15 protein-coding genes and 1 riboswitch are annotated in these 19,571 nt (G+C 69.1%); of the genes, 3 read left to right on the top strand and 12 right to left on the bottom strand.

Annotated elements, in window-relative coordinates; genetic code table 11:
* Positions 1 to 4: 4 nt before the first annotated feature.
* Together ACL9RL_RS09745 and purU are read right to left on the bottom strand one after the other, a co-directional pair.
* Positions 5 to 1,624, bottom strand: a complete 1,620-nt coding sequence (locus ACL9RL_RS09745; RefSeq protein ID WP_422780044.1) for a DUF222 domain-containing protein — start codon at positions 1,622 to 1,624, stop codon at positions 5 to 7.
* Between the two features lie 276 nt (positions 1,625 to 1,900).
* On the bottom strand, positions 1,901 to 2,800 hold the full coding sequence (purU, locus tag ACL9RL_RS09740) for a formyltetrahydrofolate deformylase (protein WP_422780043.1): 900 nt from the start codon (positions 2,798 to 2,800) through the stop codon (positions 1,901 to 1,903).
* Positions 2,801 to 3,023: 223 nt separating this feature from the next.
* Between purU and ACL9RL_RS09735 the strand changes: the two genes are divergently transcribed.
* Positions 3,024 to 4,238 (top strand): MFS transporter, encoded by a 1,215-nt coding sequence (locus tag ACL9RL_RS09735; protein WP_422780042.1) that lies wholly within the window; start codon positions 3,024 to 3,026, stop codon positions 4,236 to 4,238.
* Positions 4,239 to 4,255: 17 nt separating this feature from the next.
* Here ACL9RL_RS09735 and ACL9RL_RS09730 read toward each other — a convergent pair whose 3' ends face one another.
* The 7 genes from ACL9RL_RS09730 to ACL9RL_RS09700 all read right to left on the bottom strand — a co-directional run bounded on the left by ACL9RL_RS09730 (position 4,256) and on the right by ACL9RL_RS09700 (position 13,291).
* Positions 4,256 to 6,334 (bottom strand): sigma-70 family RNA polymerase sigma factor, encoded by a 2,079-nt coding sequence (locus tag ACL9RL_RS09730; RefSeq protein ID WP_422780041.1) that lies wholly within the window; start codon positions 6,332 to 6,334, stop codon positions 4,256 to 4,258.
* Between the two features lie 563 nt (positions 6,335 to 6,897).
* On the bottom strand, positions 6,898 to 8,403 hold the full coding sequence (locus tag ACL9RL_RS09725; RefSeq protein WP_422780040.1) for a family 20 glycosylhydrolase: 1,506 nt from the start codon (positions 8,401 to 8,403) through the stop codon (positions 6,898 to 6,900).
* A gap of 198 nt (positions 8,404 to 8,601) precedes the next feature.
* Complete coding sequence (locus tag ACL9RL_RS09720; protein WP_422780039.1) at positions 8,602 to 9,393, bottom strand: DeoR/GlpR family DNA-binding transcription regulator; 792 nt, start codon at positions 9,391 to 9,393, stop codon at positions 8,602 to 8,604.
* A 16-nt stretch (positions 9,394 to 9,409) separates the two neighbouring features.
* Positions 9,410 to 10,321, bottom strand: a complete 912-nt coding sequence (locus ACL9RL_RS09715; RefSeq protein WP_422780038.1) for a class II fructose-bisphosphate aldolase — start codon at positions 10,319 to 10,321, stop codon at positions 9,410 to 9,412.
* Complete coding sequence (locus ACL9RL_RS09710; protein ID WP_422780037.1) at positions 10,318 to 11,271, bottom strand: 1-phosphofructokinase family hexose kinase; 954 nt, start codon at positions 11,269 to 11,271, stop codon at positions 10,318 to 10,320. The genes ACL9RL_RS09715 and ACL9RL_RS09710 overlap by 4 nt, the downstream gene beginning before the upstream one ends.
* Positions 11,268 to 12,347 carry an ROK family protein gene (locus ACL9RL_RS09705; protein ID WP_422780036.1) on the bottom strand — a complete coding sequence of 360 codons (1,080 nt, stop codon included), beginning with the start codon at positions 12,345 to 12,347 and terminating at the stop codon, positions 11,268 to 11,270. Before ACL9RL_RS09705 ends, ACL9RL_RS09710 begins: the two co-directional genes overlap by 4 nt.
* Positions 12,347 to 13,291: an SIS domain-containing protein gene (locus ACL9RL_RS09700; protein WP_422780035.1), complete on the bottom strand. Its 945-nt coding sequence runs from the start codon at positions 13,289 to 13,291 to the stop codon at positions 12,347 to 12,349. The genes ACL9RL_RS09705 and ACL9RL_RS09700 overlap by 1 nt, the downstream gene beginning before the upstream one ends.
* Before the next feature lie 174 nt (positions 13,292 to 13,465).
* Positions 13,466 to 13,585: riboswitch (ZMP/ZTP riboswitch) on the top strand.
* Between the two features lie 17 nt (positions 13,586 to 13,602).
* On the opposite strand from ACL9RL_RS09700, the gene glyA reads away from it, so the two are divergent.
* Both glyA and ACL9RL_RS09690 read left to right on the top strand, forming a co-directional pair.
* Positions 13,603 to 14,904, top strand: coding sequence for a serine hydroxymethyltransferase (glyA, locus tag ACL9RL_RS09695; protein ID WP_422780034.1), 1,302 nt, complete (start codon positions 13,603 to 13,605; stop codon positions 14,902 to 14,904).
* 283 nt (positions 14,905 to 15,187) lie between these two features.
* Entirely contained in the window at positions 15,188 to 16,063 is an 876-nt protein-coding gene (locus ACL9RL_RS09690) for a bifunctional methylenetetrahydrofolate dehydrogenase/methenyltetrahydrofolate cyclohydrolase (protein ID WP_422780033.1), read from the top strand.
* A gap of 80 nt (positions 16,064 to 16,143) precedes the next feature.
* Here the strand turns inward: ACL9RL_RS09690 and ACL9RL_RS09685 are convergent, their stop codons facing one another.
* The 3 genes from ACL9RL_RS09685 to galT all read right to left on the bottom strand — a co-directional run bounded on the left by ACL9RL_RS09685 (position 16,144) and on the right by galT (position 19,504).
* The gene (locus ACL9RL_RS09685) at positions 16,144 to 17,049 is read right to left on the bottom strand and encodes an endonuclease domain-containing protein (protein ID WP_422780032.1); all 906 of its coding nucleotides are present in this window, start codon (positions 17,047 to 17,049) and stop codon (positions 16,144 to 16,146) included.
* A gap of 146 nt (positions 17,050 to 17,195) precedes the next feature.
* Complete coding sequence (gene galK / locus ACL9RL_RS09680) at positions 17,196 to 18,356, bottom strand: galactokinase (RefSeq protein WP_422780031.1); 1,161 nt, start codon at positions 18,354 to 18,356, stop codon at positions 17,196 to 17,198.
* Positions 18,353 to 19,504 (bottom strand): galactose-1-phosphate uridylyltransferase, encoded by a 1,152-nt coding sequence (galT, locus tag ACL9RL_RS09675; protein WP_422780030.1) that lies wholly within the window; start codon positions 19,502 to 19,504, stop codon positions 18,353 to 18,355. The genes galK and galT overlap by 4 nt, the downstream gene beginning before the upstream one ends.
* Between the last annotated feature and the right edge of the window lie 67 nt (positions 19,505 to 19,571).

Raw genomic sequence — 19,571 nt, 5'->3', positions numbered from 1 at the left:
CCGGTCAGCCCGGGCGTTCTAGCCGTACCCGTCCGCCACGCTTCGGTGTGCGGGACCGGTCGAGGTGTGCGGGTGGGATGAACCATGGGGACCCGTCACGCACCCGTATTCCCCATCCGTCGGCGTGGATGCGGTGGTGATGGTGGGTGCACAGCATCACCCCGTTGCCGAGGTCTGTCCGGCCGCCGGCCGACCACCACTCGATGTGGTGGGCTTCCGTGTACGCGGGCGGGTGCGGGCATCCCGTCCAGGCGCACCCGCCGTCACGCTCGGTCAGCGCCAACCGTTGCGCTGGGGAGAAGAGTCTGCGGGACCTCCCGAGGTCGAGGATCTGTGATGGTCCGTTGAGGACCGCGGGGATGAGGTTCGCGTCTCCTGCGAGGCGCCGCACGGCGCCGGCACTGACCGGTTCCGTGACCCCGTCGATGGTGGCGTGTCCGAGCCCGGCCTGCAGCTCGGTGAGGTTCATCCGTACGACGATGCTCACCGGGGCGAGGGCCGTGGACGCTTCCGCGCATCCGGCCGTGTGCCGGCACACGTCGATCAACGCGTCCAAGCGGAGTTGCTCGATCGTTCGCGGATCCGGCATGTCCGTGGCGGGAGCGTCGGGTGCGGTGCCGGAGTCGGTGGTGTCCGGCTCTTGTGCATTCGCACGAGCCTGATCGGGTTCTTCGACGAAGGCCGGGGTGCGCAGGTTCGTGCCGACGATCGCGTCCAAGGCGCCTCGTACCCACATCGCGGACTCCGGATCCAGGACTGCGGTGAGCTTCGTCATCCCATCCGGTTGCTCGATGATCGTCAATGACCGCCGCGACTTCAACACGTGTTCGCGGGGTTCGGTGCCGTCCTCATCCAGGATCGTCCGCCCGACGACAGCAGCCCGGCGGGCGGTGCTCACGCCGACGCCGGTGCAATGATCGACCAGCGTCTCCTCGATCGACGCGACCTTCCCCGGTTCCGACACCTTCGCACCGAGTCGGAGCTCTCGCACGATCGCCGCCGCAGCATCGACCGTCAACGCCACCGGGGCGCCCATCCCGCACCCGATGCCGTCTCCGACGACACGGCCACTGTCGCCGGCAGGATCGGACAACGGCTCGACCGGCGGATGCAGGTGGGAGCCTGGGCGGATCGCGACCGCGACCCTCGGGAACTCACACTCCTGCACCACCCCCAAGAATGAGCGTTTCGGGACGATCGCGGAACCGACATCCACCAGCACCGCCGCACGCGCCAACGACACCCGCCACCGCTCCGACACCACCACCGCAGCCGACGCATGACCCAGACGCTTCGCCAGCCCCTCACCACCACGCTCCTTCCCCGACCGGGCCGCCACCGTCCCGGCGGCAGCGGCCTGCAACCCGTCGAGGGTGTGTTGGAGTTCGCCGAGGCGATCCACCACCCGGATCAGGCCGGCATCGGTCATCGTGTCCAACTCGACTGCGGCGCGACCGCTGGAGGACAACACCTCGCTGGGGGCGGCTGCGTCACCGTTCGTGGCGAACGCGGGCACGGCACCGGTCCACGCGGACTGCAGTTCGTCCAACGCGGTGATGACGTCCTCGAACACCGGCGGCTCGGTGAACCCGGCCGGGGGTGAAGGTGGGGAGGAGATCGACATGGGATAAGCATCGCAGGGACCACTGACACTGCAACAGGTGGGGAATATGATGCTGATCTGGGGTTTATGGGCGACAGGTGTGGGGTGAAACGAGAGCCCTGGGGCGACGGGTGACGGGCAAACGTGGTGGACCCTTCGACAAGCTCAGGGACCGACGGCGGGCGGACCGGGTACGGCGGGCACACGGGGTGGACCCTTCGACAGGCTCAGGGACCGGGGAACCGACGACTTGCGGGGCTGCCCTTCGACACGCTCAGGGACGGGCGTCGAGCCGGATCAGCGGAAGATGATCGTCCGGGCGCCGTCGAGCAGCACACGGTCCTCGGCGAACCACTTGACCGCCTGCGTGAGCGTCCGGCTCTCCTCGTCCTGCCCGATCGCCACGAGCTCCGCGGGGCTCCGAGAGTGATCGACCCGCACGACGTTCTGCTCGATGATCGGCCCCTCGTCGAGGTCGCTCGTGACGAAGTGCGCCGTCGCACCGATGAGCTTCACACCGCGGGCATGCGCCTGCTTGTACGGGTTCGCTCCCTTGAAGCCGGGCAGGAACGAGTGGTGGATGTTGATGGCCTTGCCGGCGAGTCGCTCGCACAGCTCCGGCGAAATGATCTGCATGTACCGCGCGAGGACGACGAGTTCGATGTCGTGTTCCTCGACGACCTCGATCACACGTGCTTCGAATGCCGCCTTGGACGCGGCATCGGTCACCGGGATCGACTCGAACGGCACACCGTAGAAGGACGCGAGGTCGCGCAGCGTGCCGTGGTTGCTCAACACGAGCGGGATCTGCACGGGCAGCTGACCGGCGCGCTGACGGAACAGGAGGTCGTTGACACAGTGCGCCGCCGTCGACCCGAGGACGAGCGTCCGCAGCGGACGGCCGACGACATCGAGCTTCCAGTCCAGATCGTACCGGGCGACGACCGGGGCCAGCGCGACCTCGAACTCGGCACGATCGGCCGACGACTCCACCTGCAGACGCATGAAGAACCGTCCGGTGTCGTTGCTCGAGAACTGCTGGCTCTCGGTGATGTTCCCCTTCGCTGCGACGATCGCTCCACTGACCGCGTGGACGATGCCTGGCTGGTCGTCGCAGATGATCGTGAGCACCCAGTGCACGTGTGCAGAGTGCTCGGGTGTGGTCGTCGACTGGTTCGATGCGTCAGGGGAGGTCACGCATTCAGGATACTGGGGCTGACAGGGCGACTGTGCCCCACAGCGGTATCGCGCTCCACCACCACCCTGGCCCCACGCCACAGTCGTCTTGTAGACTGTCCGACGGTCGCCGGGTATCGGACGGCCCTGGGCGCGCACACCAGCGCGCAGACGAACTCGCCACCGCCACCGCGGCAAGCCGCCTGTGACGACGCGAGTGAACGCCATCGTTGGAATCAATCCGATGACCACATCCGCAGCTTCACCCTCCGTCGGCGTGCCGACTCAACCGGCCTTCCCCTGGGTGGGCCTCCTCGCGCTCTCCGCCGCGACCTTCCTCTCCGTCACTGGCGAGATGATGCCGACCGGTCTGCTCCCCGAGATGAGTTCCTCGCTCGGCGTGAGCGAATCGCAGATCGGCCTCCTCGTGAGCGTCTTCGCGTTCACGGTCGTCCTGACGAGCACGTCGATCATCCACTTCACGAAGTCGATGTCGCGTCACACGCTCCTCGTGATCGTCATCGCGATCCTCGGTGTCAGCACGGCGCTCGGCGCGATCGCCCCGAACTACGAACTGCTCCTCGCGACCCGTGTGCTGGGTGGCCTCGCGCACGGCGTCTTCTGGGCGCTCGTCGGCGCGTACGCCGCCCATCTGGTGCCGAAGGAGCAGATCGCGAAGGCGATCTCGGTGACCGTCGCGGGCGGAACGCTCGCGTTTGTGCTCGGGGTTCCGCTCGGCACGGCGCTCGGTCACGCGCTCGGCTGGCGGCTCGCGTTCGGCGTGTTGGCGGGCATGATGATCCTCGGAGCCGGGCTCGTCTGGTGGAAGCTGCCGCCCGTCGACCGCGAGGAGTCGCACGCGGCGAAGAACGATGCCACCACGAGGCGCGACCCGAGCGTCGGGCCGGTCGCGATCGTCTGCATCTCGGTGGCGATCATCATGATCGGCCACTACTCCTTCTATACCTACATCGCGCCGTATCTGATCGACGTCGTCGGCATCGAGCCGGGTCAGCTCAGCATCCTGCTCCTCGTCTTCGGCATCGCGGGCGCGATCGGCCTGCTGCTCACCGGGACGGTGTTCGCCAAGCGAGCGACCGGCGGACTGTTCCTCGCGCTGGCGACGTCGGCCGTGGCCGTGAGTGCACTCGCCCTGTCGACCGGTTGGCTGCCGGGCGCGATCATCGCCTTCTTCGTCTGGGGCACGGCGTTCGGGATGCTGCCGCCGCTTATGCAGACACGTCTCCTGCACGCCGCCAGCCCTCGGATCCGCGATGCCGCGAACGCGTTCTACACAACGGCGTTCAACACCGGCATCGGCGTGGGGTCTGCGCTCGGCGCCCTGCTGCTCGACCGTGTCGGGTTAGGTGTGCTGCCGTGGGTGTATGTCATCCTCGGTGTGGTGGCGGGGCTCACGCTCGCGACCTCGTCCGTGCTGGCGAGGCGTCGCGCGGCCTGAACGCCGCCCGCCGCCGGCTAGTTCTCGTCGGGGAGTGACTCTGGGAGCGAGCCCGGGAGCGAGTCGGCGCCGGGGAGCCGATCCACCACGTCGACGTTCACCGCATCGGCCGGACCGACCCGGTTCCCCTCGATGTATTCGAGGACGAGGTGACGCGGACGTGCGCCCGGGAACGTGACGGTGAGCGCGTATGCGCCTGACGCGTTGAGCGTGTACACGCCGACGACGTTGCCGTTCGAGGTCAATCGGACCGAGCGGTCCGGGTCGCCCGTGAACGTGAGGTTGCGTGTCGACCCGGCGAGGATGACGTCGCCCTCGCTGACTCCGCTGAGCGTCGGCGGTGCGACGACCGCGGTGCCGATGCGCGGCGACGGGGAGGACGACAGCGTGGTCTTCGGATCGGTCTGCGTGACGCTCAGTGCCACGTCGCCGGCCGACAGGCCGGTGACGGTCACGCTCCAGACGCCGGCGTCGTCGGCGGTCGTCGTCGCCACCGTCGCGCCGTTCTGGTCGAGTACGGTGACGGTCGCGCCGTGGAGCGCACCAGCGCCGGACAGGATCGGCCAGACGTACCCGTCGCCGGTGTCGATGTCTGGCTGGCCGAGCGCGGCCGGCGGCAACACGGGAGGCGTCGTGGGCGTCGTCGTCGGTGGCGTCACCGGTGGCACGGGCGGGCTCACAGGCGTCGCCGGTCGTGTGTCATCGACCGGTGAGACGCGAGGCGATGACGGCTCGACGGGCGCCGGCGGCTCGGTCACGGGCGGAACGGCCGGCTGCACGGGCTTCGGTACAACGGGCGCGGTCTTCGGCGTGGTCGTCGCCGAGTCGTCTGTCGGCGGATCCGCGACCGTCGAAGTGTCCGCAGGCGGAGCCTGAGGGAAGACCATCGGCCCGACGACGAGCGCCGCAGCCGTACCGACGGCGATGACGCCCACGACGATCGCCGCGATGATGCCGCCGGACAATCCGGCCGCTGCGACCCCGCCCGCGGCAGCCCCTGCGCCGGCGGCAGCTCCGGCTCCAGCTCCAGCACCGCCGGCCCCTGCACCGCCGCCAGTTCCCGCGCCACCACCGGCACTCCCGCCGCCAGCACCGCCCGCACCAGCACCACCCGCACCCGCACCGCCCGCACCCGCGCCGACCCCCATCGATGCGGCGCCACCGTGCGCGGCGCCGGCGCCATGCACACCTGCGGCAGACCCGCCGAGCTGGGATGCGCCCACGGCGCCACCGGCGATCGCCCCGCCCGTCACGCCCAGCGGCATCGCCATCGCGACGGCGGCCGACTGGGCACCGGTCTGCAACCATGCCGTGTAGCCGAGGGCGCCGGCCGTGCCCGCCACGAGTGGCAGCAGGACGAGTGCCATCCTCGAACCGACTTCTTTCGCCTCCGCGGCGACGATCGTGCAGCGGGCGCACTCGTCGAGGTGGCCTTCGACCTTGCTCGTGTCGCGCGCACCGAGGTTGCCGCGGGCGTAGGAGCCCAGCCGGGCGATCGTGAACGCGTGATCGGAGTCGTCCTCCACCGACTTCAGGTGCGCCTGGATCCACGCCTCGCGGAGCCCCTCGCGCGCCCGGTAGGCGAGCGCTGCGACCGAGTTCGCCTTCATACCGAGCAGCGGCGCCACTTCGGCGGGGGACATCTGTTCGATCTCCGTGTACCAGAGCACCTCCTGCCATCTGGTCGGCAGGCTGCGGAACGCCCTGGCGCTCAGACTGCGGTCGAGGGCGTCGAGGGAAGCGCCCTCGTTCGTCTCGGGGTCCTCGAAGGAGTCGAGGGTGTCGAGCGATGTCTCACGCTTGGCCCTGCCCCACGCGGCGGCCGTGTTCCGGATCGTGGTGAAGAGGTACGGGCGGAACGCGCCGGTCGGCCCCTTGCCCTTCCCAATGGCCTGGTAGATGCGCGCGAACGACTCGGACACGAGGTCGTCGGGGTCGATGCTGGACGTTACTGAGCGTGCCACCGTCCGTCCGGCGCGCGAATGGCGCCGCCACAGTTCGGCGAACGACTGCGCGTCACCGTCGCGGGCGTCGTCGACGAGCTGAGCGTCGGATCGTTCGGTGAGCGGCGACGCGTTCGTGACGTCCATGCTCATGTGGCCTCCGGGGTTGAGATCGGTGAAAGATGTATCCGATCTGAGAGAGTGCCGGGTGGTCGGATCATGACGCCGTTCCCTTGATTTTGTCAGGATTCCGGGCCTTCGGAGGCGTTCTGGAACTTTTTTCAGAAGTCGCGTCATGATCGGCGACGGTGCGCATCTCTCAGGGTGAAGGAGCGGACTGCGCCGGAGCGATCGATCTGATCGCCGCACGTCTGAGATGTCGAATGGACACACCCGATCTCATGATGTGGCTCGTGGCCCTCGCCACGGCGTCTGCCGCAGCGCTCCTCCTGTCGTCAGCATTCACACGCCGACCCCGGTATCGGAGGTCCAAGCGGTAGTGCCGACGAGGCCACACCTAGGTGGCCGCGACTCGCGACATTCGGCCGTAGCGAGTCGCAGCCGGAACGGACCCGAACCGTTCCGGCTCACGGCGGGTGAGGGGGAGCAGCGATGCTCCACTCGCCGATAGAGGTGGGGATGGTGCCCGGGGGCGGGCACCATCCCCATCGTTCTTTCCACCCCGTGATTCCGGGGCGTTCGCTGCGTCGTGGACGTCAGGCGGACGCGGTCCAGTCGACCTCCGGTGAACGGTGGAATGCGACGCCGGCCGCCGCCCAGTCGTCACCGAGCTCGACGAGACGTGAACGGAATTCGGTCCAGTCCCGCTGACCCCGTGGCGACCAACCGGCCTCTGCGACGGATGCGATGCGCGGGAACACCAGGTATTCGAGGTCGTCGCTCGTCACGACGGTCTCGGTCCAGAGCGGCGCCTCGACGCCCAGGATCTGCTCGTCACCGATGCCGTCGACGATGTCGGCCGGGTCCCAGCCGTAGGACGCCTCGACGCTCGTCGGACCGTCAGCCCACACCAGCCCGAGCGGGGACTCCGCGGTGTACTTCATATCGACATACGCGACATCGGCCGGCGACATGATGACCCGTCCGCCCTGATCGACGAAGGAGCGCAGCTCGTCGGCGTGACCGGCCTCAGGCTCGAGGTAGTTCCAGTACTGGCCCACCGTCCCCGGGACGAGCTCCGGCGACTTGCCCATCTCGTGCCATCCGACGACGGTCTTGCCCGTCCCCGCCGCGATCTCGACGGCCTGCTTCACGAACGCGAGGAAGTCCTCCGCGGTGGTCGCGAGCGATTCGTCGCCGCCGATGTGCAGGTACGGCCCGGGGGTGAGCGCGGCGATCTCACGGAACACGTCGGTGAGGAACCGCTCCGTGACATCGGCGCCGATCGTGAGGCTGGAGAAGCCGACCTCTGTTCCCTCGTACGGTTCGCGGGCGACGCCATCCGGGTTGAGCTCAGGGTAGGAGGCGAGTGCGGCGTTGGTGTGACCTGGGACGTCGATCTCGGGGACGACGATGATGAACCGTTCGGCCGCGTACCCGACGATGGCGCGGTAGTCGTCAGCCGTGTAGAAGCCGCCGGTCCCACCGCCGACGTTTGTGCTCGCGCCGACGCCGGTGAGGGCCGGCCAGCTCTCGATGTGGATGCGCCACCCCTGGTCGTCGGTGAGGTGCAGGTGCAGCGCGTTGAACTTGAGGGCCGCGATCTGGTCGATGTAGCGCTCGACCTGCTCGACCGTGAAGAAGTGGCGTGCGACGTCGAGCATCGCACCGCGGTAGCCGAAGCGGGGCGCGTCCTCGACGGTCGTCGAAGCGATCGTCCAGTCGGCGTCCTGCACCTCGGTCGACCAGTTGGCGGCCGGGAGCAGCTGCCGGAAGGTCTGGACTCCGGCGGCCGTGCCGGCGGGTCCTGCGCCGACGATGTCGACGCCTCGGTCGCTGATGGTGATCCGGTGGGCTTCGCCCGCGATGCCGTCCTCGTCGCCGGCGCTCAGGCGGATGTCGGCCGTGCCGGTACCGGCCGCATCGTCCTCCGCGACGACGGGGAGCGCGAATCCGGTGGAGCGACGCAGCGCTGCCGCCAGACGTTCTCCGACGGCGAGGACCGACGGCGACGCGACGATGCGGCTCGCCTCGCTCACGACGAAGGGGCTGGCCGTCTCATCGGCGATGATGCTGACGGGCTGGGGGATGACGCGTGCCATGGATGTGTCCTCCTGGTCGGGTGGTGCGGGTGGGTTGTGGTGCGGTGGATGTTGGTGCGGTGGGCAGGTGGTGCAGCGGATGGTGGTGCGATGGGCGGTGCACGCGGTGTGCTGCTGTGCCGGATGCATCCGGCACGGCGATCTCCCGACCGCCGACGGGAATCGGTCGCTCGAACCAGTGTGCCGGGTCTGGACGTGTTACGCGACGATGACGTCGTAGCCGGCGTCGACGAACTCGCGGTGCTGCTGGTCGGTGATCCCGTCGTCCGTGATGAGCGTGCGCAACCCCTCGGCCTCAGCGAGGCTCGCGAACGCGCGGCGGCCCAGTTTGCTCGAGTCCGTCACGATGACGCTGCGTGCGGCACGGCGGGCGAGGAGCGCGTTGATCGCGGCTTCTCCCTCGTCGTGGACGGTCGCACCGATCTGCGGGTCGAGGCCGTTCACACCGATGAACGCGAGGTCGAGGCTGATCCTCGCCAGGACGATCTCGCTGTACCCGCCGACCAGTTCGTAGGAGCGTGCATGGACGACCCCGCCCGTCACGACGGTCTTGATCTGCGGGCGGACCACGAGGAGCGAAGCGATGTTGATGGCGTTCGTGACGACCGTGAGGGTCACGTCGGTGCCGTTGGGGTCCCCTGTCAGATCGGGCCTCGCGGTGAGCGTCTCGGCGATCGCGGTGGTCGTTGTGCCGCCGCTCAGACCGACGACGGCGCCGACGGGGACGAGCGCGCTCGCCGCCTGCGCGATCCGCTCCTTCTCCGGCGCCCGTTGCCCCTGCTTGTACCGCAGCGGCAGATCGTAGGCGACGGCGTGCTGGGTCGCCCCGCCACGCGTCCTGGTCAGGAGTTGCTGCGCCGCGAGCGCGTCGAGGTCGCGTCTGGCCGTCGCCGGCGAGATGCCGAGGCGGTCGACGAGGTCCTCGATGCTCAACCGGCCGGCTTCCCCGAGGAGTTCGAGGATGGCGCTCATCCGCTGTGATCGGTTCATGACCGTCGGGTTCGATTCATGGCGCGTCGGATCCTTCGGTCGCAGGGAGATCGGTCGTCCGGATGTCGAGGGAGTCGGTGTCCGGAGAACGGAGATCGGGGGAGAGGAGTCCCACCAGCCTGGCAGCTTCGCGGGCCATCGCATCACGACCCGCCGCGACGTACCGCCTCGAATCGACGAGTGCGGGCTGCTCGTCGAGCGTCGCGCGCACCGCACCGGTGAACGCGGCGTTGAGGTGGGTGGAGACGTTGATCTTCGTCATGCCGGCCCGGATCGCCGCCTGCAGCGTCTCGTCGGGGACACCGGAGGAGCCGTGCAGGACGAGCGGAATGGCGACGGCCTCCGCGATGGCTGCGATGAGGCCGAGGTCGAGGCTCGCGGTGCGCTCGGTCATGGCATGGGAGGAGCCGACGGCGACGGCGAGGGCGTCGACACCGGTCTCGGCGCTGAACGCGGCGGCCTCGCCTGGGTCGGTCCGGACACCGGGGGCGTGCGCTCCGTCCTTCCCGCCGATGACGCCGAGTTCGGCCTCGACCGATGCGCCTGCCCGGTGCGCGTACGCGACGACGCGTCTCGTCGCCGCGACGTTCTCCGCGTAGGGGAGCGCCGCACCGTCGAACATGACCGAGCCGAAGCCGAGGTCCACGGCCGAGCGGGCCAGTTCCTCGTCCTCAGCGTGGTCGAGGTGCACCGCCACGAGCTCCGAGGACGACTCGGCGATGGCGAGCATCGCGCGGGCGATGGGTTCGAGCGAGCCGTGATACCGGACGCAGTTCTCCGACAGCTGGAGGATGACGGGGCGACCGGCGTCTTCGGCGGCCTGGACGAGGGCTTCTGCGCTCTCGACGTGGATGACGTTGAACGCGCCGATGCCGCGATGAAACGCGCGTGCGCCCCTGACGAGGCCGATCGTGGGGACGAGCGTCATCGCCACACCTCGAATCCGACGCGGTCGCCGAGCGCTTCGTGACCGGGCGCGAGTTCGCCGGCGAGCGGTGCGAGGACGGAGGCGGCGGACCACACGACGGCGCGGCGCAGCATCGGCTCGAGCTCCTCGCGCGACCACACGCCGGATGCGACGGTCGTGGATGCGGTCTCCAACAGGCCGACGGCGAGGGCCGCGACGGCGGCATCGCCTGCTCCGGTGGGGTTGCCGGAGAACGAGAGTGGGAGGGCAGCGTGCATGGCGTCCCCCTCGCGCGGGACGGCGAGCATGCCCTCCGTGCCGAGCGAGACGACGACGAGTCCGGCGCCGCGGCCCGTGAGCAGGCGTGCGCCGGCGAGCGGGTCGTCGGTCTTCGTCGTCGCGGCGAGTTCACGACGGTTCGGTTTGAGGACGGCGGCGCCGGCGCTCGCCGCGAGGAGGAGGGCGTCGCCCATCGCATCGACGATCGTCGGGACGCTGGCCGCTCTCGCCGCGTCCACAAGATCGGCTGCGAATCCCTCGGCGGTCGCGGGAGGGAGACTGCCGGAGACGACGAGGCACGACGCCGATGCGAGCTCCCGGCGGACGGCGCCCACGAGCGCGGCCAACTCGGCTTCGTCGAGCGGTGAACCGACCTCGTTGAGCACGGTCGTCGCATCGCCCATCAGATCCACGATGGCGATCGAGGAGCGGGTGGGGGAGCCGACGGGCACAAGCGTGATCGGCAGGCCGGATGCGTCGATATCGGCGGCGAGGAGCGCCCCGCTCGCCCCGCCGGCCGTGGTGACGGCGTGGCTCGGCTGGCCCTGCTGGCGGAGCACACGGGTGACGTTGAGGCCCTTGCCGCCCGCGCGGACGGCGGGTGCGTTGACCCGGTTCGGTTCGCCGACCTCGAGCCGGTCGATCCGGTAGGTGTGGTCGAGTGCGGGATTGGGGGTGACGGTCACGATCATGGGCCGACCTCCGGTTCAGTCGTGGATGGAGTCGTGGATGGAGTGGTGGCTGAGCTGTTGGCGGGGCTCGTGGTGGCTGGGCTGGTGGCCGGGCTGGTGGCGGGGCTGGTCGCGGGTGCAGCGTGCGCTGCCGCCGCTGCATCGCGTGCCCGGAGCGCCGCACCGCAGAGCCCGGCGTCTTCGCCGAGCCGCGCTGGGATGAGCACGGGCCGCCTGTGGAAGGTGAGGAGCGCATCGAGTCGCTCGGTGAGCGGGGTGAAGAGCGCGTCGCCGGCGCTCGCGAGACCACCGCCGATCACGATGGCGCGCGGTGCGATCACCGCGGTCAGCTGGGCCAGCCCGAGCGCGAGCGCGTCGAGGGCCCTCTCCCAGACGTCGACGGCGGCCTGGTCGCCGTCGGCCGCCGCTGCGAGGACCGCCTTCGCCCCGGTCGCGTTCGACCCCGTCCGCGCGTTGTACAGGCGGGTGATGGCGCCGGCCGACCCGATCGCCTCCAGACAACCGCGACCGCCGCAGAGGCACGGCGGGCCGTCCGGATCGACGATCGAGTGCCCGATCTCCCCGGCGAAACCGCCGCCGGCGTAGAGCTCGCCGTTGATGAACACCGCTCCGGCGATGCCGGTGCCGATGACGAGCACGACCACATCGTCGTGTCCGGCGGCTGCACCGATGCGATGCTCCGCCTCACCGGCGGCGCGCACATCGTGCAGGAACGCCACCGGCAGCCCGGTCCGCGCCGCGACGAGATCCCGGAAGGGGACCTCCACCCAGCCGAGGTTCTCCGACTCGACCCCGATACCAGCCACCTCGTCGACGACGCCGGGCACGACCAGACCGAGCCCGGCGATGCGAAGCTCCGGATGTGCGCCGCGGAAGTGCTCCGTGAGTTCGGCGACCCGGTCGATGACGAGCGCCGCCGTCTCAGGGCCGGAGGGCGACGGCTCGCGCAGCAGCTCGATCAGGACGCCGTGCTCGTCGATGAGACCGGCCTTCAGGTCGGTCCCGCCGACGTCGAAGGCGACGACGGCCGAACCGTTGCCGATCGTCGTGACATCGCCCGCGCGAGGCATGGTCATCAGTCCAGGATGACGGAGCGGGTGAGGTTGCGCGGGGAGTCGGGGTCGAGGCCGAACAGCCTCGCCCGTTCGAGGGCGACGCGCTGGGCGCGCACGAGGTCGGCGAGCGGGTCGATCGCCGCGTGCTCGAATCGCGCACCGGTCGCCGTGACCTGGTCCGCGAGACCCTCTGGCGACGCCCCGAACAACCAGGTGACCCGTCCGGGAGCCGCGATGCTGATCGGCCCGTGGCGGTACTCCATCGCCGCGTAGGACTCCGTCCACGACTGCGAGGCCTCGCGCATCTTGAGCGCGGCCTCGTGCGCGAGCCCGACCGTCCAGCCCCGGCCGAGGAAGCTGAACTGCTCCGCTTCGACGAGCGAAGGGTCGAGCCGGCCGTCGATGACCGCCTGGGCGTGCTCGATCGCGCCGCTCAGATCGTGGCCGAGCGATGCGCGCAGGAACGCGAGCGCCGTGGTCGCGAACCGCGTCTGCACGACGGAGCGCTCGTCGGCGAACGGGAGGCCGATGATCGTGTCCGCGACGTCGACGATGGGTGATGCCGTGTCGCCGATGATCGCGATGGTGCGGGTCGCGCTGCTCCGCTCCCGCACCTGCTCGACCAGTTCGAGGACCTCGGTCGTCGTTCCCGATCTGGTGATGGCGATGACGGCGTCGTAGCCGCGATGCGGGAAGGCCTCCGACGCCGCGAACGCGTCGGTCTCGCCGTGGCCGGCGCTCTCACGCAGGTGGGCGTAGGACTGCGCCATGAACCAGGACGTCCCGCACCCGACGACCGCGATGCGCTCGCCGCTCGCCGGAAGGGCTGCGCGCTCGGTCCGGAGCTCCGCGGCGCGTGCCCAGGTCTCCGGTTGCGAGGCGAGCTCCGCGGCCATGTGGGCTCCGGGGATCGGTGCTGCCTGATCTGCGGCTGCTGCGTGATCTGCGGGTGCGTTGTCGGACATGCGACTCCTCTGGTCGGCTCGTCCGCCCGGATCGAGCGGGATCGATGGTGACGTGACAATGATTGCAGATGATCGTTTGATTGCGCTATACGTCAAATCAATCAATCTGATGGGTGGGGTCGGGATCGTCTCCAGGCGCCTCCCAGGGCCTTCTCGGGGCATCCGCTGCTATGCTGGCCGGGTCGCAACTGGCGTATAGAGGGGGCTTCGGCTCCGTCTCAGATGGGTTCACCATCGGGGAGCGACCCTGCACCTGTCAGAGGGCGGATTCGGCCGCACGCCTGGGCCGAGACGAAGAATCTACAATCGTGATGTCCGCCGCTGTCACAAAGGAGCCAGTCTTGTCCGACACCTTCAACGCGCCTCTCTCCGAGGTCGACCCCGAGATCGCTGCAGTCCTCGAGCAGGAACTCGGTCGTCAGCGCAACACCCTCGAGATGATCGCGAGCGAGAACTTCGTTCCGGTCTCCGTCCTGCAGTCGCAGGGCAGCGTCCTCACCAACAAGTACGCGGAGGGCTACCCCGGCCGTCGCTACTACGGCGGATGCGAGTTCGTCGACATCGCGGAGTCGCTCGCCATCGAGCGCGCCAAGAGCCTCTTCGGTGCAGCGTACGCGAACGTCCAGCCGCACTCCGGCGCAACGGCCAACGCGGCCGTGCTGTCCGCCATCGCCACCCCAGGCGACACGATCCTCGGCCTCGAGCTCTCGCACGGCGGTCACCTCACGCACGGCATGAAGCTCAACTTCTCCGGCAAGCTCTACAACGCCGTGTCGTACGGCGTCGACCCCGAGACCTTCCTCGTCGACATGAACGTCGTCCGCGACAAGGCGCTCGAGCACAAGCCGCAGGTCATCATCGCGGGCTGGTCCGCGTACCCGCGTCACCTCGACTTCGAGGCGTTCCGCGCCATCGCCGACGAGGTCGGCGCGAAGCTCTGGGTCGACATGGCGCACTTCGCCGGCCTCGTCGCCGCGGGTCTGCACCCGTCGCCCGTCCCGTACGCGGACGTCGTCTCCTCCACGGTCCACAAGACGATCGGCGGACCGCGCTCCGGCTTCATCGTGAGCCGCGACACCGAATTGGCCAAGAAGCTCAACTCCAACGTGTTCCCCGGCCAGCAGGGCGGCCCGCTCATGCACGTGATCGCCGCCAAGGCGACCGCGTTCAAGCTCGCGGCCACGGCAGACTTCAAGGACCGTCAGGAGCGCACCATCCGCGGTGCACGCTTCCTCGCCGACACGCTCACCTCCGACGCGTCGAAGGCCGCCGGCATCGACGTCCTCACGGGCGGCACGGATGTGCACCTCGTCCTCGCCGACCTGCGCACCTCGAAGCTCGACGGCCAGCAGGCCGAGGACGTCCTCCACGAGGTCGGCATCACGGTCAACCGCAACTCGGTCCCGTTCGACCCGCGTCCGCCGATGGTGACCTCTGGTCTCCGCATCGGCACGCCGGCTCTCGCGACGCGTGGTTTCGGCGACGTCGAGTTCGCCGAGGTGGCGGACATCATCGGTCTCGCGCTCCGTCAGGAGGCCGAGATCGGTGCTCTGCGTGAGCGTGTCACGGCGCTCGCCGAGGCGTTCCCGCTGTACCCCGGCCTCCAGCAGTAGTCCCGCCGGTCCCGGCCGTCGAGCCCCGCTCGGCGGCCGGCCGGCCCGCCCGTCGGTCCCTGAGCCTGTCGAAGGCCCAGCCCCGCTCGGTCCCTGAGCTTGTCGAAGGGCCCAGCCCCGCTCGGTCCCTGACCCTGTCGAAGGCCCCGCCTCGCTCGGTCCCTGACCCTGTCGAAGGCCCCGCCCCAGAACCTCGCCACCATCCCAAACCTCGGTCCCTGAGCTTGTCGAAGGGCCCAAACCCCGGTCCCTGAGCTTGTCGAAGGGCCCAACTGGAGTCACCATGACCGCACAGATCCTCGACGGCACGGCCACCGCCGCCGTCATCAAGTCCGAACTCGCCGTCCGAGTGGCAGCGCTGCGTGATCGCGGTGTCGTCGCGGGGCTCGGCACGGTCCTCGTCGGTGAGGACCCTGGTTCCCAGTGGTACGTCGCGGGCAAGCACCGCGACTGTGCTGAGATCGGCATCGAGTCCATCCGTCGCGACCTGCCGGAGTCGATCACGCAGGACGAGCTGCTCGCCGTCATCGATGAGCTGAACGCGGACGACACCTGCACCGGTTACATCGTGCAGTTGCCGCTCCCGTCGCACATCGACACGGATGTGATCCTCGAGCGCATCGACCCGGAGAAGGACGCGGACGGTCTGCACCCCACGAACCTGGGTCGTCTCGTCCTGAACGTCAACAAGCCGATCAACACGCCTCTCCCGTGCACGCCTCGCGGTGCGGTCGAGCTCGTGCAGCGTCACGGCATCGAGTTGGCCGGGAAGCACGTCGTCGTCGTCGGCCGTGGTGTGACCGTCGGTCGTGCGATCGGGCCGCTGCTGACGCGTCGTGAGTATAACGCGACCGTCACGCTCACGCACACGGGCACCGTCGGCCTGGATGACATCCTGCGGACCGCCGACGTGATCGTCGCGGCAGCGGGCGTCCCCGGCATCGTAAAGGCCTCGGCCGTCAAGCCGGGCGCAGTTGTCCTCGATGTCGGCGTCAGCCGCGCCACGGACCCCGTCACGGGCAAGTCCCGAGTCGTCGGCGACGTCGCTCCCGACGTCTTCGAGGTCGCCTCCTGGCTCTCCCCGAACCCCGGCGGCATCGGTCCCATGACCCGCGTCCAGCTCCTGACGAACGTCGTCGCCATGGCCGAGCGCCGCTAACCCCTCTCCTCCTCTGCCGAGGGGTCACAAAGTGCGGGTGTCCGTCATCCGGACCCGCACTTTGTGACCCCTCGACCGCGTTAATCGGGACGCCAACCGTGTGAGCGGAGCGACTGACGGATCGTGGAGAGGATGTGGGCAGGCGACGAATGGAGATGGCTGCGGTTGACGCGGATCACCCGCCATCCTTCCGCCATGACCGCGTCCAACCGATCGATGTCGTGGAAGATCTGTCCCTCGTCCAGAAAATGCGTTCCGCCGTCGTACTCCACGAGGGTTCGATACTTCGGATAGACGAGATCGCCGAGCGCGAGAAATGTCCCCTGCACGTCGAAGATCGGATGGTTGACCTTCGGCTCTGGCAAGCCGTCGTCGACGATGGCGAGCCGCAATTCGGTCTCCTTCGGCGAATCGGTGCCAGGACGGACACGCTCGTAGGCCGCGCGAAGACGGTTGACACCGCGTCGTCGGCCCATCCTGGCGAGACCGACGAGGAGATCGTGTTGTGTTCCCAGTGGATCGACGCGACGCGTGATGCCGTCGGCGACCATAACGAGTTCGAGTTCGTTCAGGTGCATCCCCAGTTGGCTCCACGCATCGACGGGATGGGACACGACGAGCCCGTGGTGTTCGAGTCTGCGCCAGTGCGATCCGTCGAGCTTGTGGCCGCGAATCCCGCGTCCGCGGGGAGCTCTCATCGGTGAGACGACCGACACGTCAAGCGGAGCGGCATCGAATCGGCGAGGAACGGGCAGACCCCAGATGCGCGCGGCGGTCCCGTGACTGAAGAATGCGCCGGCCGGCATCCGTGTCGAGTACGCGAGGCATCTCGCAATGACACCATCAGCGTATCCCTGCGCCGCGCGAACGCCGTGGAACGGTCGAGTGAGATCCGATGCGCGAAGCCGTGACGCTGACAGGCCTGCGTCGCCGATGCTGAAGGGTTCCCGATCGAGCGGTTCGGGGAATTCTGGACGTCTCGTCATCCGCCCAATACTGGACGCGACGGGCAACCTCCCGTCAGTTTTGTCCACACCCGCGCCCATCCCTCTGCCGAGGTGTCACAAAGTGCGGGTGTTCGCGATGAACACCCGCACTTTGTGACACTTCGACTGAAGCGAGGGAGGGCGGGCTAGAGCTCGCGGGTGGCTCCGGTGGCGGCGTGGACCGTGAAGATGGTCGGGGCGGTGTAGGACGCGGCCGCGAAGGACGCACGGACGGCGTCCGCGACGACTGCGGAACGCGATGAGGGGACGAGCGCGATGGCGGCACCGCCGAAGCCGCCTCCGGTCATACGGGCACCCACCGCACCAGCGGCGAGAGAGGCCTCGACGGCTGCATCGAGCTCGGGGACCGAGATCTCGAAGTCGTCGCGCATGGAGGCGTGCGATGCGACAAGCAGCTCACCGATCGCGCCCGGGCCCTGCTCGCGCAGCGTCCGCACCGTGTCGAGCACCCGCTGGTTCTCGGTTACGACGTGACGCACCCGACGGAACGTCTCATCGTCCATGATTTCCGCCGCACGAGCGAGATCCTCGACGCCGACGTCGCGCAACGACGGAACGCCCAGTGCTGCGGCACCCGCCTCACACGATGCGCGACGCGCGGCGTACCCGCCGGAGACGTGCGCGTGCGCCACGTGCGTGTCGATGACGAGCAGTTCGAGCTGGGCCTGTTCGAAGCCGAGCGGGATGAGGTCGGTTTCGAGCGAGCGGCAGTCGAGGAACACGCCGCAGTCGCGACGGCCGAGGAGCGATGCCGACTGGTCCATGATGCCGGTCGGCGCTCCGACGGCGCGGTTCTCCGCCAGCTGTCCGACTCGGGCGAGCGTCTTGCGGTCGTGGTCGAGGTGCCAGATCTCATTGAGCGCGACGGCGACGGCGGATTCGATCGCCGCCGACGACGACAGACCGGCGCCGACGGGCACGTCGGAGTCGATGAAGATGTCGACGCCTGGCAGCGAGTGCAGCGGTGCGCCGAACTGGCCGAGCGCCCACACGACGCCCAGCGGGTACGCGGACCAGCCTTCGAGGGCGTCAGGGTCGAGTTCGCCGGCGACGCCTTCGACGATGCCGGGGGAGAAGGTGCTCGACACGCGGACGAGGTTGTCCTCGCGCGGGCGGACGGCCGCGACCGTACGGCGGTCGATCGCCATCGGGAAGACGAAGCCGTCGTTGTAGTCGGTGTGCTCACCGATGAGGTTGACGCGTCCCGGCGCCGACCAGATCCCGGTCGGCTCGCTGCCGAACGCGTTCTGGAAGCCGGTGGTCACACTCTGCTGCAGGTCGGTCATACCGGGTTCTCCTCGTCGGCGCGGGCGATCGCGGCCCGCAGGTTCGCTGCTGTCGTTTCTGGTGGGATGTCGCCGATCCAGGCTCCCATGGCCGCTTCGGAACCGGCCAGGTACTTCAGGCGGTCGGCCCCGCGGCGGGGGGAGGTGATCTGGAGGTGCAGGCGGATGTCGTCGCGGTGGACGCGGGTCGGCGCCTGGTGCCAGGCGGCGATGTAGGGGGTCGGGGTGTCGTAGAGCGCGTCGACACCGCGCAGGAGCCGCAGGTAGAGGACCGCGAGTTCGTCGCGTTCTTCGAGTGTCGTTCCGGCGAAGTCCGGGACGTGGCGGTGCGGCATCATGTGGATCTCGACCGGCCAGCGGGCGGCGAACGGTACGAACGCCGTCCAGTGCTCGCCCTGGAGGAGCACTCGCTCGCCGGCCTGCTCGGAGGCGAGGACGTCGGCGAAGAGCGACGGCCCGTACTGCTCCACCGAGTCGATGAGCCGCTGCGTACGCGGCGTGATGTACGGGTACGAGTAGATCTGCCCGTGCGGGTGGTGCAGCGTCACGCCGATCTGTTCGCCGCGGTTCTCGAACGGGAACACCTGCGCTATGGCGTCGAACTGCGACAGTGCGTGCGTGCGCCTCGCCCAGGCCTCGATGACGGTACGCGCGCGCGTGCGGCTGAGCGCACCGAACGATCCCGTGCTCGCCGGGCTGAACGCGACGACCTCGCAGCGACCGACGGAGGTGCGGGTGCGGCCGATGCCGATGGTCGCGAGGTCCTCGACGCCTTCGGGCTGGTTGTCGTCGGCGAGGAGCGGCCCGAAGGACGGCGACTTGTTCTCGAACACGGCGACGTCGTACTGGTCGGGGATCTCCGACGGGTTCGTGGGGCTGGCCGGGGCGAGCGGGTCGAGGTCAGCCGGCGGCAGCATCACGCGGTTCTGGCGGGCGGCGGCGATCGAGACCCAGTCGCCCGTGAGGACGTCCTGACGCATGCTCGCGGTCGGTGGTCGCGCCGCGAGTTCGCGTGCGTCCGGGAGACGGGTCTCCGGAAGCGACGAGTCGACGTCGTCGAAGTAGATGAGTTCCCGTCCATCGGCCAGCGTGTGGGTCTGGCTGGCGATGCGGGGTTCGATCACGAACGGATCGGTGGGTTCAGGCACGGCATTCCTCACGGGAGTTGTCACAACGAAAGGCAAAACCTTTTCATTTCAAAAGTAATGGCAAGTA

The sequence above is a fragment of the Plantibacter sp. Mn2098 genome (assembly GCF_049319745.1).
Classification (GTDB): domain Bacteria; phylum Actinomycetota; class Actinomycetes; order Actinomycetales; family Microbacteriaceae; genus Plantibacter.
The sequence above is the reverse complement of the archived record's forward strand: the minus strand, read 5'-3'. Positions and strand labels throughout refer to the sequence as shown.

Bases quoted from the DNA above. Each gene is read 5' to 3' on its own strand.
- ACL9RL_RS09745 (WP_422780044.1), bottom strand. From the start codon at position 1,624: ATGTCGATCTCCTCCCCACCTTCACCCCCGGCCGGGTTCACCGAGCCG.
- ACL9RL_RS09735 (WP_422780042.1), top strand. From the start codon at position 3,024: ATGACCACATCCGCAGCTTCACCCTCCGTCGGCGTGCCGACTCAACCG.
- ACL9RL_RS09730 (WP_422780041.1), bottom strand. From the start codon at position 6,334: ATGAGCATGGACGTCACGAACGCGTCGCCGCTCACCGAACGATCCGAC.
- ACL9RL_RS09725 (WP_422780040.1), bottom strand. From the start codon at position 8,403: ATGGCACGCGTCATCCCCCAGCCCGTCAGCATCATCGCCGATGAGACG.
- ACL9RL_RS09720 (WP_422780039.1), bottom strand. From the start codon at position 9,393: ATGAACCGATCACAGCGGATGAGCGCCATCCTCGAACTCCTCGGGGAA.
- ACL9RL_RS09715 (WP_422780038.1), bottom strand. From the start codon at position 10,321: ATGACGCTCGTCCCCACGATCGGCCTCGTCAGGGGCGCACGCGCGTTT.
- ACL9RL_RS09710 (WP_422780037.1), bottom strand. From the start codon at position 11,271: ATGATCGTGACCGTCACCCCCAATCCCGCACTCGACCACACCTACCGG.
- ACL9RL_RS09705 (WP_422780036.1), bottom strand. From the start codon at position 12,347: ATGACCATGCCTCGCGCGGGCGATGTCACGACGATCGGCAACGGTTCG.
- ACL9RL_RS09700 (WP_422780035.1), bottom strand. From the start codon at position 13,291: ATGTCCGACAACGCACCCGCAGATCACGCAGCAGCCGCAGATCAGGCA.
- glyA (WP_422780034.1), top strand. From the start codon at position 13,603: ATGTCCGCCGCTGTCACAAAGGAGCCAGTCTTGTCCGACACCTTCAAC.
- ACL9RL_RS09690 (WP_422780033.1), top strand. From the start codon at position 15,188: ATGACCGCACAGATCCTCGACGGCACGGCCACCGCCGCCGTCATCAAG.
- ACL9RL_RS09685 (WP_422780032.1), bottom strand. From the start codon at position 17,049: ATGACGAGACGTCCAGAATTCCCCGAACCGCTCGATCGGGAACCCTTC.
- galK (WP_422780031.1), bottom strand. From the start codon at position 18,356: ATGACCGACCTGCAGCAGAGTGTGACCACCGGCTTCCAGAACGCGTTC.